This is a genomic window from Anaerobacterium chartisolvens, from assembly GCF_003337415.1.
GTDB lineage: Bacteria > Bacillota > Clostridia > Acetivibrionales > DSM-27016 > Anaerobacterium > Anaerobacterium chartisolvens.
In genome coordinates this window covers 1-14,544 of record NZ_QPJT01000048.1, presented here as the reverse complement: position 1 = coordinate 14,544, position 14,544 = coordinate 1, and the positions used below count along the sequence as shown (strand labels likewise).

Sequence of the window (14,544 nt, the reverse complement as noted above, 5' to 3'; positions counted from 1 at the left end):
TTAAGGATAGATTATGCGCCGGGAGCTTTCCGGCCCGGCGTATGGATGTATCCTTGAAGGATGCATATTGAAGGGAGGGTCTAAGGGAATGAAAGGGGGAGCTTTATTTTATAATCCGGAAAATGACCGCATGGGTATTTATTTTGATGATGGAACAACAGAAAGTGGTTTGCATTGTGGCGATCCTATGGAAGTGAAAGTAGATGGGAAATGGGTTTCGACAAGGCTTGAAATGTCTGAACAATGGTATCTTGTCGGCATAAAAGATGTTGATTCAATTGATGGATTGAAGGTAAGATTATAAAAGGGACAATCAAAAAAATATTTAAGATTGGAAAAATTGTGATATAATATATTCAGGCTATTTTAAAAGGAGGGTTGTTTTGTGGAAGAGATTTTAAAGCAGATACTTGGAAAGCTTGACAATGTTGATAAAAGGCTGGATAGTATGGATCAAAGGCTGGATAGCATGGATCAAAGATTTGACAGCATGAATACAAAAATAGACAAACTGGAAATAAAGCTTACTGATAGAATTGACGGTTTGGAGAAGAGGGTGGACAGCCGCTTTAATAAGCTTGAAAGCAAGGTTGATGCAGTATATGAGAAGACAGCAGAGCTACTGGAATTTAAAACGGAGGCTATCCAGAGGCTGGATATAGTAGAATCCCACAATAAATAGATTAATAGTGCAATAGTAATAATGAGTGCTTGATGAGGGCACTTTTTTTCATACGCTTTACTGTGAATATTTCACAAAAATAATATATGAAGGGGTGTTTTACATGAAAAAGGTTATAGGCTTTATTATGACATTTGTCCTGATAGCGGGACTTTTGCCGGGGAGCTGCCGGGCGGCAGGAAAGAAGTTTTCCGATGTCCCGGACAGCCAGTGGTACGCGGTGTACATCAATGAGCTGTCGGGGCATAAGAACCAGATAATAGGCGGGTATCCGGGAGGCAGGTTCGGCCCTGCCGACGATGTGCTGGCAGCGCAGCTCATAACAATGGTGCTTCGGTCAAAGGGCTATACCAACTTAAAGTATTATCAGGGGTATGTTGACAAGGCTCTGGAGCTGGGGCTGGTGAAGAAGGGTGAGTTTGACAGCTACACAAGGGTAATAACCAGAGCGGAGATCGCAAGGGTGATAGCAAGGGCCGTCAAGGGCGAGAAGTTTCCTGAAAATCTGACAGACTACAAGGCGCTTATAAAGGACTTTGACAGCATACCGGAGGCTTTTAGGGAGGACATATTAAAGGTATATTATCTCGGCATAGTGGAAGGCGGGCCGGGAGGGTACAATCCCGGGGGCAGCACATCACGGGCAGCGGCAAGCAAGATGATCCTTGCAATGCTCGAGCCTAAGTACAGGGCTACAGTTACACTGAGGATTGATGACGAGTATATTCTGCACGATGGGTATAAGATTCATATGAATAAGAACGGAAACAGCTATTATATTGGGGTTGCTATTGATAAGGATTTTCTATTTGAAGGAGAAGAGCTTAGAGTAAGCATTAGTCTGTATCGTAACGATCTTGATAAGCAATGGGAAGAGACAGAAAAGCTGCTTGCAAGCAAGTTTGGCGAGAATGCCGCAAAGCAGATTGTTGATTATGCAAGCCAGAAGAATTTGGAGAACTATAGGACGATGCGGATCAGCAAAAAGTTTACATTCGGTGGTCAGGATATAAGTGTTGGCAGCCTTGAGGGTGATGATATTTTAACTGTTACGATATATGAGCCTAAATGATAAGAGGGTGGAAGAATGAGATATAAAAGCAGAAAGCTTGGAAAGCTTCTTCTTGCAACGGCTACAATTTTTTGCACTTCTCTCTTTACAGTAAATGCGGCAGTGCTGGATGAAAAGCAAAGGGAGTTTTTAGACGGTGTAAATGAAGAGCTAAGTATTAATTATGGCTTTCAGGAGTATTACGGACTGCAAAATGCCGACGGAATGGGTATACGGGCCGGGCTGCTTGTACCGGGGCACCGCATTGTATATGGCAGTCCACACGACATAAACAATGGGGTATACAGGAACTGGGGGTATACACGGGAGGGCGACAACTATCCAAATGAGGACTATCCTCCCGACAGATGGGCAATGAAAATACCTATGGAGCAGTGGCAGTGGGTGGAGGCTCCCTGGTATAAGGTGATGTCGGGCCATGCCGATTATAATGCTGCTTTAGCAAAGCAGACGACTATAGCCAATCTTCTTAAATCAAGAAGGTTTGACTATACAGAAACTTTTATGGATGGTTCTGAGCGTATCTTTATAAACGACAAGTACCAGCCCAACATAGTAGAGGGGCTGAGACGTAAATACTACTACAACCCGGACGGAAAGACAAGAGTGCTGCTGTCCAACGGCAAGACTGCGCTTGACGGCAGCTTTGAGCAAAAGGACGCTTCGGGGAACTATGTAATACCCTGGTACAAATACGTGCATATCCTTCAGCCGCCGACTAAGGAGGCATTGGGGCTGGGCGTGATGGTACATTACAGCTCAGGCCAATACTGGTATGTGACGCTGCCGATAGCCCCCACTAAAGCAGTAGAAGCTGTAGCAGGTGTTTACAAAGAGATAGACCATGCCGGCGGCTGCTTTCTGGACAACCCCAAAAAGAACGGGGAGGCTATGGAGACATACATAATAAGGGGGCTTAACTACACTATAACGGAACCTGAGGCGGTGAAGCTCTCGGTGTGGCTTGTGGAGAATCTGGATCAGGAAAAGCAGCTCGCGCATGACTCGCTGCCCAAGAGCAGTTGGGGCAAGCTTATACTGGACAAGGAGCTGGTGTTTACGCCCGAAAAGCCCTATGCGGTGGAGAAGGTAACGTATGACGTGCCGCAGAAGGGCCGCAAGAGCGGGATAATAGTGCAGACGGGAACAAAAAGCACGGTGGAGAGCTACACATGGCACACACCCGGAGGGAATCTCTGGTATGGAAGCCACACGACATCGAAGGAAAGCATAATGGACTGGCTGCCGTGGGACAGCATCAAGGCGGAGTATGGGATCAGCCGAGGGAAGTAGAAGGGGAATATGGAAGGGCAGGGGAGTGATGGGACATTTGGGTGTCCTTTTTTTGTTGCTATAATACAGAATATATTGAGTTAAAAGGTTTAATGTGGTTGAATAGGATATCATTTTATGATAACCTTATGTACAGGTAATCGGAAAGAGCAGGTGTGATTGTCGCCTCCATTCTTACAAAAGAAGGGAGGTGAGGCCTATGGATACATACCAGATAATGTCTTTAATGATAGGATCGGGGATGTTTGTCCTGACGCTTATCTCCTTGATTATTGTGCTAATAAAGGCAATAGCTAAGAAAAAAAAATAATCACCCTGCCTGACCCGCAGAGTGATTATCAAAACATAGTCACTTAGGCGGCAATCGCATTCATGCGAATCCGATTACCTCTTACCATTTATTATAGCATAAATTCAATAATAGTAAACCGTCGGTTTCATAAAATTTCTAAAAAGCACTGAGAAACAATATTTGCTCAATATTTAAGGACATTTAGGTGTCCTTTTTTTGTTATTTAATTTAAATATAGAAAGACAGGCAGGCAATAAAACAAACGGTAATATTTTTAAAGACAGCTCAATATAATTTACAAATATAAAAAACAAATACAAAGAGGTCAATTTAATGTGTAAAGAGGGGGATTTCTTATGAGTATGAATATGAACATCATATTTATCAACCCGAATGAGGAGGAGGATGCTGAAAAGTATCTCCCAAAGGTACTGGCCCAGTCGGTTATAAGCAAAATCATGCGTGATGCCTTTGAAATATCGGATACATATGCACCTACAACCCATACGGCATAATTCTGTATAAAGCATAGCAAATTGCGAAAGGAATCCATTTTGATGGCAAAAAAAGTACAAGCTTCAAAACCCAAAGTGGCCGCCTATTGCAGGGTATCTACCGATAAAGAAGATCAGCTTATGAGCCTGTCGGCACAGCAGAGCTTTTTTGAGGAATACGCCAAAAGCAACAATTTTGAGCTTGTTCCCCTTTATGCCGACGAAGGAATCAGCGGTACAAAGCTTAAAAACCGAAGGGCATTCAACCGCATGATGAAGGACGCGGAGGAGGGGCTTTTTGAGCGGGTGTATGTAAAGGACATATCACGCTTTGCAAGGAATGCGGTTGACTTCTTAAACAGCATACGCAAGCTTAAGGCTATGGGTATAAAATGCCAGTTTATCACGTCCAATCTGTCTACAGAGGACGGAGAATTCACTCTTGGCATTCTTGCCCTGATGGCGCAGGAGGAAAGCGCAAATCTTTCTAAGCGTGTAAAATTCGGAAAGGAGAGGAATGCAAAAGCAGGAAAGATACCCAATATAGTTTACGGATATGATAAAACCATCGGAGAGCTGTTTGAGCTGAAGATAAATAAGTCCGAGGCCTCTGTTGTGAAGCGCATCTATAATATGTACTTAAATCAGGGCTACGGCGCGAATAAAATAGCCTGGATACTGAACAAGGAGGGCCTGAAAACAAAAAGGAACTGCCGCTGGAGCCAGAATGCCATATCCCGTATCCTTCAGAATGAGCTTTATATCGGCAGGGTTATAAATGCTAAGGAGTATGTTGAGGATTTTCTGACGGGGATCAGGAAGAAGAATAGTGAAGAAAGCTGGTTTGTAACCGAAAGGCCTGAGCTTGCAATTATTACTCAGGAGGAATTTGACAAAGCCCAGAAGCTTCTGGGAGAGCGTAAAGACGCATTTAAGGCAAAATCGGAGCGCCAGAGCTGTAAATACCCGTTCAGCACACTCATTAAATGCGGCTGCTGCGGCTACAGCTTCCGAAGGATCAGCAGAACCTATGTAAATGAGTATAACCGATGGGCGTGCTCGGGGCGCAATGCCAACGGTGCGGACTTTTGCAGCAATCATACGCTGGTGGATGAAAGGGAGCTGCTGGATTCTATCCGAGAGTACATGGCTTCCATCATTTTAAATAAGGACAAGCTGCTGCAAAGAACCATATCAGAGTTTAAGAGGAAGTATGATCCCGGATGCTATGAAAAGGATGAGCAGGCTGTAACTGCTGAGCTTAACCGCTTGAAAAAGGCCAAGTCAAAGCAGACACAGATGTTTGAGGTGGATGCAATTACGATAGAGGAGCTGAAGGAACGTACCGAAGAGCTGAATGCCGCTATAAGCAAGTGCGAGAAGGAGTTGGCTGTTTTGAAGGGAAATACCTCGGCATATGACCGTATCGGGGATACGGTGAAAAAATACTGCGGAAGCATAGACAGGCTGCTTTCCGCCGAAACCTTTGACAATGCCATGCTGAAAAGGATAATTGATAAAATAGTAGTGTCAACGGACGGGGAAATAAAGGTATACCTTAAGCTGTTTGCGGATCTGGATATTGAGGGCAGTATGGAAAGCTTATAAAGCATATGATATTCTGACGGCCATAAAGATTTTCTTTAGGCCGTTTTTGTTTTGTACAGGAGGATATTTAAATTGTATAGCCACAAGATCAAATAAGTACGCAAATGCTGTATGCTTCTTTTAAACAAAGAATTCAGAAAATTCAGATTAAATAGCAGAAATGTGTCAATAATATCATAGTAATAGTAGCGTTTTTACGAAAATTTCGGAAATATTGTTGACATCCGCAGAACTGCAAAATAGAATATACTAAGAGGTATAACGTTTTGTGGGGAAGAAGGTGCTTTATGTTAATCATGTTTAAAGTTAAAAATTTTGCATCTATAAAAGATGAAGTGAGGCTGGATTTAAGGGCTACTACGTATAAACAGCATATGTCTCATTTGTTACAGGTTTCAGAGGACTTAAAGCTGCTTAAGACAACTGCAATATATGGTGCTAATGCTTCTGGGAAATCAAATTTTATTGCAGCTATGTTTTTTATGGAAAAGTACATATTTGAGCAGTTTATTTCTAAGACAAAAGATGATACTGAAAATGGATTGGAGACTGCAGCGGAAATTGATTTAGATCCTTTCATCCTAACAGATACGCCCAATAAGGTATCCGAATTTGAAATTATTTTTATATATAACAATAAACAAATACAATATGGGTTTGAATGTACAAGAAATTCTGTTTTAAGCGAATGGTACGATATAGATAACCAAGATGTATTTTATAGAGAAGGGGACAAAATAAAATATGGGAAAAAGTACGAAAGACTGCTAAAAGTGTATAATAAAGTACCTACCGAACGATTATATCTATCTGTACTTGAGTACTTCCTTGAAGAGGACAATAAAAAGGAACTGCTGCAGGACTTTATTGAGTTCTTCCAAAAGGAATATAATGTATATCTTGAGGTATTTCTTGAAGTAAGTGTAAAGAAGCTTGGCGGCTCCGCAAGAATTAATAGTAAGCTGTACCATAATAAAAAATACAGAAGCAAAATAGAAAAATACTTAAAACAGATTGACGTTGGAATATGCGGGTTAGAGGTACAGTCAAAAAATATACTTGACCCGAAGACTGGGAAAGAAAAACCCCAAAAGATAGTCAAGACAATACACAATGTCTATGATGATGCCGGAGCAGTTATCAGGAAGGAACCTTTTGACTTGAAGCAGGAGTCTACAGGGACATTACGGTTTCTCTCTTATATACAGGACATTGTTGATATGACCGAGCAGGGCGGCGTATTTATTGTGGATGAAATGTCTGCAAGGCTCCACCCATTGCTTACAAAACTGATTGTTGACATTTTCCAGTCGAGCAGCAACAAAAAAGCGCAGCTCATATTTACTACACATGATATATCATTACTGAATAAAGAACAGTTCAGACGTGATGAGGTTGTTTTTATTGATAAGGATGATATGGGTATATCCCGTATTTATGCTCTTTCAGACCTGAAGGTAAGAGAGGACGCTACTTTTAACAAGGATTATCTGCAAGGGAAGTACGGAGCGATTCCCATATTTGACTATGATGCGATCTGGGGTGATGAGTAGATGGGAAAGACGACCCTATCGCCTGAGCGCAAAAAAGCTATTAAAAAAGAAAATATAGGCAAGCAGATTATATTTTGTGAGGGAATGACAGAAAAGCACTATCTGGACTATTTTATCAATATCATTAATAAGAATAAAATTTCATAGTTATTAAATCCACCGTTCATTTAGCATACATCAGTCCACAAGGATGTAACTGAAAGGCTTTTGCAAATAAGGCCTGTCATGGCTGAAAATGTGAGGCTTGTGCTTGAAGAAAATAAGGCTGAAAGGCATATAAGGGGAGGACAGGCGACAAAAGCCAAGTATCAGGGAGGCTAGCACCCTGTACCTTATTAGCTCATAAAAATGTGTCATCCATTAAAAAAAGCTCCCGGACAGAGAGCGTGTCCGGGAGCTTATATTTTTTTATGGAGTCCATTAAAATCCGTTTACCGGCATTTTATAGGTTGTACTTCCATACATCCATTCGTTGGGTACTTGGTAAAATACCTGAGCGCCGTTCATTGTTATTGCTATTGAATAGAATTTCCAGTCGTCATTGAGCAGGCTTTTTTTTCTTATCCAGACACTGGTGATGTTTGGAGCGGAGAACTGCGGGTCATTGCACGTAAGTATATAGGTGTCAGTCTTGTTTCTCTCAAAGTCATTATACCCGGATTTATCAAGCAGATATTCTACAGCCGAACCGTTACCCATCTCCATTCCGAAGTAAATGTCGTCGTCTGTACCGGCCCAGAGAGCGTCGGCGGTTTTGATTGTTACGTCAAATCTGCCTATAACCGCGCCGGGTACAAGTCCGTTTACGCTCCAGCTGTCTGTGACATTTCCCGAATACCATTTATTAAAGTACCTCGAGCTTACAAATTGGTCGTCAACCTCTATTTCTATTGATTCCAGCTTCCAATCGCTTGCCACACCCATGTACTGGCTTTTTCTTATCCAGCAGGAGGAAACGCTGCCAAAGTCAAAATCTGAGTCGTTTATATAGAAATTGTAGACATCATTGTTTCCCTGCTCAAAGTCATTTTCAAGATTAATGCCATATATGCCTCCAAGTATGTCGGTGGTCTTGTCCAGAAGAAACTCCTTTGAATACCCGTTGGGCATTTGCATTCCGAAGTAAATGTCATCATCTGTACCGGCCAGAAGGACATTTGCTGTTTTAACTCTTATGGAAAGCTTTTTTGAATGCTTAAGCTCCTGCAGAAATCTGTAATAGATGAGTGCCAGTGCTGTCTGAGAATTTTTAATCGTTTCCGACGCAGCGGTATTCCATGTATCGGTGGTGCCGGGATTACAGTTGGAAAAGAAATAGTTCTTTGAAATTTTCCCGTAATAATTGGCCTTGGAGGTAATAAAGCTGTCAATGGTGCTGTAGCTGTCAGCCTCAGAATAAAGCTCGCTTGCCGTACCGCCGGAGCCGGCAGCGGTATATACAGCATAATTATGGTGCATGGATTGTGCAAAGTCTTCAAAATTGCTGTGGTTATATGGTTTGTCTAGCGCTGTATTATTAGCGGCGTGGTGGGGAACACAAAGATCTGCAAAAAAGTGGGAAGCATATCCGAGCTTATAGACGGCAGCATCATAATTACCGTTATTAAAATCGCTTACAGCTATTTTAATAAATCTCCGGGTTTGATATTCGGCGTGTATGTAGGGAGAGATGCGTGAATAATTTTTGCCGGTATCGGGATCATAGAAATGGCTTGACCACCAGTCCGACTCAGTCAGGCCACCAAGAGCGACATTTTTAAGATTATCCGGAGCTGTTGAGCCCATTTTGAGACGGGACAGGCGATTTTTAATAATGAGGAAATTTGAATCTGAAGAAACCTCACTTCCCAAATCATTTTCGATAATTTGAAGGGCCCGCTCCACTATGAATTCATGTGTGGATGACTTTGTTGCGGGATTTGACCCCGAGCTTTGCCAGGCTGATGCATAAAGCGCGGCGGATAACATAATCGACAAAGGTATTATACAGCATATTGCAAGTTTTACAGATTTAAGCATGATTAAAAAACCTCCTTTAAATTTATACAAGCAATAGTAATTTAAAACAATTAAGACAGGATTTAATTCATGTAAAAAATATGTTTATATAAAATAGGTATTCTTTCAATTGATTTTTCTTAGATTAGAGAGAGTGTTCATAATTTGCCTTGCAAATTCGTGTGAATTACGGTTGTAAAATAAGCGTATTCTGTTATAATATAAATTGAGATGTTCCGGTGGCCTAATGGATAAGGTAGTGGATTCCGGTTCCACTGATGCGGGTTCGATTCCTGTCCGGAACGCCAAAAAATAAGGGTGACATTCCTCGAGCGGGGAAGGGGAGTGTTCCATTAGCAAAAAAGCGGATGAATTCTTGTGCAAGGATTCTTCCGCTTTTTTGCAATAATAATTATCCCATACATGGAATTTAAAAGAGACTATAACAACAAAAGGACTTATCCTGTAAATCCCTTAATTCCGTAATCATGTTCAGACAGATGAAGAAGCGCAAGATGGATCATTCCTGACAAGGGCTTGCCCATAATCTGAACAATAATATTGAAGCTTTAGGCGGCTATTCGGGGAGAATAATGTCAAACGAAAATGGAAATGTTTCCGCCTTATTATTCTTAAAATCAACGTTGTATCCCGTACCGTCTTTATGGAAAAAACCTTGCTGCAGCTCAATCCTTACATAGCACATAGCCTCATCCTCTTCATTGTTGTGTCTGAAGTACCAGGGCTCGAAAACCTGTATAAGCTTTTTGCGGATAGTGGAGTTTTCAGGGGCTAGAGGATGCCCTATATTGCGGGCAACACCGTCAAACCGATATGCCTGACTGCATAGCGCTACCTTTTCGTTGGACTCCAATTCTTTCACTTTAGCGGAGCGTGCATAGGTAACAACATAAAAAGCACCGTCCTCATAATACGTATCAATCATTCTTACCGACGGCTTGTTTCCGTTTACAGTCGCCAATGCAAAAATACAATCCTTTGAAAATAATTCAGCCATAACATCCATTGCAGTTCCCAAATTACTCCTCCTCCCCATTCTTCTAAATTTATGTTTATATTTAAGCTATATAGGATGCAATAAAGATTTTACAAACATGGAGGATATAATTGCTTACAGAAATTTTTAACTACAACGAAAAGACGCCTTGCGGGGAAATGTCTCACGGGTATGTCATCAGGCGCTTTTCTTAGATGTATTCCTTACGGGTGAAAAAAATTTCTTCCATCAAACTATATCCCCCATGTAAAATCTTTATTGCTAAATATATATATGGATTTATTTTACCATATAAGTACTAAAGAAGCCAACTATTACAATCGACTATACCCTCTCAAATTAGGAAAAACTACTTGACATTCATAAACGCAAGTGATAGGTTTAAGTATCAGGAGAATTTCCGAATAAAGTGGATTGAGTGAGGAAATATTTTGTAATACATCAATCCTTTCAATAAAAATCATTGTCGCAATGAATGAAGATTAACTTTAAAAGATATTGGAGATGAAAATCAGATAAATGAACTGTTTGGTTTCTAAATTCAACGACATTTCCTTAAGGACTAAGATATTTATTTTCTATGCCGCTATCCTTCTTGCGTCATTATCTGTTTTTGCCTTTCTTACTATTGGTATATCAAATCGGACAATAGTGGAAAAGGCTACAAAAAATGCAGAAAGAGAGCTGGCGCTGATTAACAATAGTCTTTTGAATTTAGCCCAAAGCATGGAGGATTATGTAAGAATATTATCTACAGACAATAGATTGCAAAATCAGCTCGAACGAATGAAGGGCAATGAATTAGACTCACTTGACAATATTGAGGTTGAAAAAACCTTTTCAACTGTAATAAGTAACGTTACACAGCCGACCACGCGTATTGCCGCCGCAAGCATTATGTCATCAAAGCAAAAGCTGTTTGAAATTGGGTTTGTTGACAATTCAAGCATATACCCTGTTTTTGACAATGATACGGTGGATTTTATAATTGAAAACAAAACTCCTGTCTGGATAGGCTTGATAAAGATGAAATATAAATATGTTGGGAATGAAAATGTGTTTGCAATCACCAAGCCAATAATAGGCTTGGATACGGGGCATATTTTAGGGACAGCAATACTTTATTTAAAGGAAACAGATATAGCGGCAATATATCTGAATAATATAGTAAACAAAGATGACAAATTCTATATAGTAGATGAGCAAAACAGTATAATATCTACTCAGGACAAGAATGAATTATATCAGAAGTTTGATAATGAGAGGTACTTGGGCGAATATAAGCTTCAGGAGATTTCCCATAATAAAAGCCTTATCAGAAATATTGGAGATAAGCGTGCCCTGATTGCCGTTCAGGATTTTAAAAAGCTTAATTGGAAAATAGTCAGTGTAATTTCTCTTGATGAAATTACACATGAAAATAAAAGAATGACCCAGCTCATTATTGTTTTCGGAGCAATATGCCTGATAAGTGCATTTATTGCTTCATATTTATTATCATATACCATATCAAAGCCGATACTAAAATTAGTTAACATAATGAAAGAAATCAAGTCCGGCAATTTGAAGCTGAGAGCCGATTTCAATGTCAAGGGTGAAATCGGTATGCTTGGAGATGGCTTCAATAGCCTGATGGATAAAATAAATATTTTACTTGAGCAGATTTATAATGAACAGAAGCTGAAACGGGAAAATGAATTCAAGCTGCTGCAGTCACAAATTAAGCCGCATTTTTTATACAATACCATTGAAACCATTATTTCCTTCATAAAGCTGGACTTAAAAGAAAACGCGGTGATGACGGCAAAATACCTTGCAGGATTCTATAGAGTTTCGCTGAGTAAGGGCGATGATATTATAACAATCAGAGATGAAATTCAACTTATTGATAATTATCTTTCGATACAAAAGCTCAGGTATGTTGAATATCTGGATTATAAACTGGATTTTGAAGAAGAGATATTAAAATATCGAATACCTAAATTGACTCTGCAGCCTCTGGTAGAGAATTCGATTTATCATGGTTTGAAGCAGAAAGATACAAAGGGAATACTGACAATAAGGGGCTATTGCGAGCACGACCTTATAAAGATTGAGGTTATGGATGATGGAATAGGGATGTCCCAGGAGCAGATCAACAGAGTGCTTAACCGGCCGTCAAAGCATCACAAGAGTACGGATTTCGGAGTACACAGCGTCGACTCAAGGCTGAAGCTGCTGTATGGAGACCAGTATGGGATAAGCATAGAGAGCAAGGTTCAGGAGTATACAAAGGTTATTGTGAGGCTGCCGGCCGTTGCAGAGGAGGGAGGTTAATATGCTGAAAATTATGATTGTAGATGATGAATTCTATTTCAGAGAGGCTCTCAAGATATCTCTTCCTTGGGCTGAGCTTGGCTTTGAGATTTGCGGGGAAGCAAAAAACGGCAGGGATGCTCTTGAAAAGGTAGGGGCATTGAGTCCGCATATAATAATAGTAGACATAAATATGCCTATTATGGATGGGCTGGAATTTGTACAGAATATAAAGGAAAGGAATATTAACAGTAAAATTATCATCCTGACAGGGCATAGCGAGTTTAACTATGCAAAACAAGCCGTTCAGATGGGTGTTCACAATTATATATTGAAGCCTGTAAATGAAGAGGAATTGACTAAAACATTGCTGGATATAAAAAATGTCATCGAGAAGGAAACAGATATAAAAATTGAGATTGACAGTCTAAAACGTCAGGTTAAAGACAGTATGCCTATGCTAAAGGATAAATTTTTAAATGAGCTGCTTCAGGGGAGGATAATAGGAAGGGGAAAAGAGCTTTTAAAAAAAATGGAGTATCTCAATATTAATATTTATTCGGAATATTATCTGGTAGTCACAATTGAGCTGGACTATGAAGAAAATCCCGACTGGAACCAAGAGGATAAGCAGCTTTGGAATTTTGCTGTGTCAAATATTTCAAACGAAATTCTGGAGGAACAGTTTGTTTTTGACATATGCAGCGACATTGAAGACAGGATATGCATAATTATAGGCAGAAACAGCATGGAGGACTACAATTATTTTAATTTTCACCTTGAGAATAGTCTGGAATTGGTCAGAACCGCCATTCATAATCATTTGAGCTTCACTATTACCATTGGTGTCGGGAGTGAAAAAAATGAATTATTTGACATCTCTTCATCATATAAGGAATCCATAATAGCTTTAAAAAACAAGATTGCAGTGGGAAAAAATAAGATAATCCTATATGGCTCGGTAGAAGATTCAGGAATAAAAGGAAACCTGTTCACCGGCGAGCATAGAAGCCAGCTTTTGCTGAATATGCGTATAGTTGATGAGAAAGAGGTTCAAAAGCTGATAAAACAAATTTTCATGAACATGCGCGGTGAGAATATCCATCATGAGATACTTTTTGTCGTCTGTATTGAAATTGTGGCGGTATGTCTGGAGTTCATTGTGGAAGTGGGGCTAAGCTTCAAGGATGTGCTGCCTAATGGACATTTTAATATTATTGAAGAAATTCAGTCAAAAAAATCAATAGATGAAATGGAAAGCTGGATTAAAGAAATTTTTAAGCACACTATGGGAATTATTAAAAAGAATAAGAGTTCAAAGGCATCAAAGCTTATAGAAGAAGTGAAAAAGTATATAAACGACAACTATCATAACGACGAGCTCAGTGTCGATGAAATAGCAAAGAGCCTGTTTGTGAATTATGCCCATCTATGCTTTGTCTTTAAAAGGGATACAGGTGCTACCATTAATGAGTATTTAACGGAATTCAGAATAAAAAAAGCAAAGGAACTTTTCGATATAGGAAACACTTTGATTCTTGATGTTGCACGCAGGGTAGGCTATGCTGATGCAAACTATTTCGGGAAGTGCTTTAAAAAACATTATGGTCTGGCGCCAAGTAAATATATCGACAACATTTCTTGAAAAACCAACTTTTTTCCTCTTTATCCGACAAAATTCCCTTCATTTTGCGTTAAGAACGCGTTAAGATTGTCATGTAATACATAGAGTAAGCCTTTCGAAAGGGAAAAAATTCACCTAAAATCCAATGCTTAGGAGGTATAAATAAATAGTTTAGCTAAACTAAGGATTCCTTATTTGACGTTTGTTATGCTTCTTTCTATTGCTGCTTGCAGCAATGGACAAAATCAGACAGAAAAAGCGGGCACAGCTCTTGCAAAAATTGATGTGCTTATTTTTACATATGTTTTTTTCTGTGGTAGTTTTAAAATTTTAGCATTTAGGAAAGGAGTTTTTCTATGAACGTAAGGAAGAGAGCTTTGGCGTGGGTCATGACACTGCTGATGATATTCAGCATGATTTTCGTCACGGACACGGAGGTTATGGCCGGCGACACTCCAAGTGCAACTATCTATGTTGCCACAACCGGTGACGATACTACTGGAGACGGAACTCAAGCGATGCCGTACAAAACTCTTGCCAAGGCAAAAGAAGTGGTAAGGACTCTGCCTAAGACCGGCGGCGATATTGTAGTTCAAATTGCCGATGGGTTCTATC

The 14,544-nt window shown here is 40.0% G+C and carries 14 protein-coding genes, 1 tRNA gene and 1 pseudogene; 14 read left to right on the top strand and 2 right to left on the bottom strand.

Going from position 1 to position 14,544, the window contains the following annotated elements; all coding sequences use genetic code 11:
* Positions 1-88: 88 nt before the first annotated feature.
* The 10 genes and pseudogenes from DFR58_RS21090 to DFR58_RS21055 form a co-directional block, all read left to right on the top strand.
* Positions 89-304 carry a DUF5348 domain-containing protein gene (locus tag DFR58_RS21090; RefSeq protein WP_114300371.1) on the top strand — a complete coding sequence of 72 codons (216 nt, stop codon included), beginning with the start codon at positions 89-91 and terminating at the stop codon, positions 302-304.
* A gap of 81 nt (positions 305-385) precedes the next feature.
* Positions 386-682, top strand: coding sequence for a coiled-coil domain-containing protein (locus DFR58_RS21085; protein ID WP_114300369.1), 297 nt, complete (start codon positions 386-388; stop codon positions 680-682).
* Positions 683-785: 103 nt separating this feature from the next.
* Positions 786-1,754 carry an S-layer homology domain-containing protein gene (locus DFR58_RS21080; protein WP_114300367.1) on the top strand — a complete coding sequence of 323 codons (969 nt, stop codon included), beginning with the start codon at positions 786-788 and terminating at the stop codon, positions 1,752-1,754.
* A 15-nt stretch (positions 1,755-1,769) separates the two neighbouring features.
* On the top strand, positions 1,770-3,047 hold the full coding sequence (locus tag DFR58_RS21075; protein WP_114300365.1) for an Athe_2463 domain-containing protein: 1,278 nt from the start codon (positions 1,770-1,772) through the stop codon (positions 3,045-3,047).
* Positions 3,048-3,246: 199 nt separating this feature from the next.
* Positions 3,247-3,357, top strand: coding sequence for a putative holin-like toxin (locus DFR58_RS21070; protein WP_114300363.1), 111 nt, complete (start codon positions 3,247-3,249; stop codon positions 3,355-3,357).
* A gap of 338 nt (positions 3,358-3,695) precedes the next feature.
* A complete protein-coding gene (locus DFR58_RS22035; protein ID WP_170138276.1) occupies positions 3,696-3,854 on the top strand; it encodes a hypothetical protein in 159 nt (52 codons plus the stop codon).
* 42 nt (positions 3,855-3,896) lie between these two features.
* Complete coding sequence (locus DFR58_RS21065) at positions 3,897-5,441, top strand: recombinase family protein (RefSeq protein ID WP_114300361.1); 1,545 nt, start codon at positions 3,897-3,899, stop codon at positions 5,439-5,441.
* Between the two features lie 296 nt (positions 5,442-5,737).
* Complete coding sequence (locus tag DFR58_RS21060) at positions 5,738-6,994, top strand: AAA family ATPase (RefSeq protein WP_207659312.1); 1,257 nt, start codon at positions 5,738-5,740, stop codon at positions 6,992-6,994.
* Positions 6,995-7,141 carry a hypothetical protein gene (locus DFR58_RS22030; RefSeq protein WP_170138275.1) on the top strand — a complete coding sequence of 49 codons (147 nt, stop codon included), beginning with the start codon at positions 6,995-6,997 and terminating at the stop codon, positions 7,139-7,141.
* Positions 7,142-7,168: 27 nt separating this feature from the next.
* Positions 7,169-7,315, top strand: a pseudogene (locus DFR58_RS21055) (sporulation transcriptional regulator SpoIIID); the annotation flags it as partial.
* Between the two features lie 99 nt (positions 7,316-7,414).
* On the opposite strand, the gene DFR58_RS21050 reads toward DFR58_RS21055, so the two are convergent.
* Positions 7,415-9,013 carry a PLAT/LH2 domain-containing protein gene (locus tag DFR58_RS21050; RefSeq protein ID WP_114300355.1) on the bottom strand — a complete coding sequence of 533 codons (1,599 nt, stop codon included), beginning with the start codon at positions 9,011-9,013 and terminating at the stop codon, positions 7,415-7,417.
* 212 nt (positions 9,014-9,225) lie between these two features.
* Here DFR58_RS21050 and DFR58_RS21045 point away from each other — a divergent pair.
* Positions 9,226-9,300: transfer RNA gene (locus DFR58_RS21045), tRNA-Arg, on the top strand.
* A gap of 269 nt (positions 9,301-9,569) precedes the next feature.
* On the opposite strand, the gene DFR58_RS21040 is transcribed toward DFR58_RS21045, so the two are convergent.
* Positions 9,570-10,031: a pyridoxamine 5'-phosphate oxidase family protein gene (locus DFR58_RS21040; RefSeq protein WP_242987777.1), complete on the bottom strand. Its 462-nt coding sequence runs from the start codon at positions 10,029-10,031 to the stop codon at positions 9,570-9,572.
* 498 nt (positions 10,032-10,529) lie between these two features.
* Here DFR58_RS21040 and DFR58_RS21035 point away from each other — a divergent pair, with 498 nt between their 5' ends.
* The 3 genes from DFR58_RS21035 to DFR58_RS21025 form a co-directional block, all read left to right on the top strand.
* Positions 10,530-12,326, top strand: coding sequence for a sensor histidine kinase (locus tag DFR58_RS21035; protein WP_242987775.1), 1,797 nt, complete (start codon positions 10,530-10,532; stop codon positions 12,324-12,326).
* A gap of 1 nt (position 12,327) precedes the next feature.
* Positions 12,328-13,950 carry a response regulator gene (locus DFR58_RS21030; protein WP_114300351.1) on the top strand — a complete coding sequence of 541 codons (1,623 nt, stop codon included), beginning with the start codon at positions 12,328-12,330 and terminating at the stop codon, positions 13,948-13,950.
* 335 nt (positions 13,951-14,285) lie between these two features.
* The coding region (locus DFR58_RS21025) for a hypothetical protein (RefSeq protein ID WP_207659311.1) at positions 14,286-14,544 on the top strand (259 nt) is incomplete at its 3' end.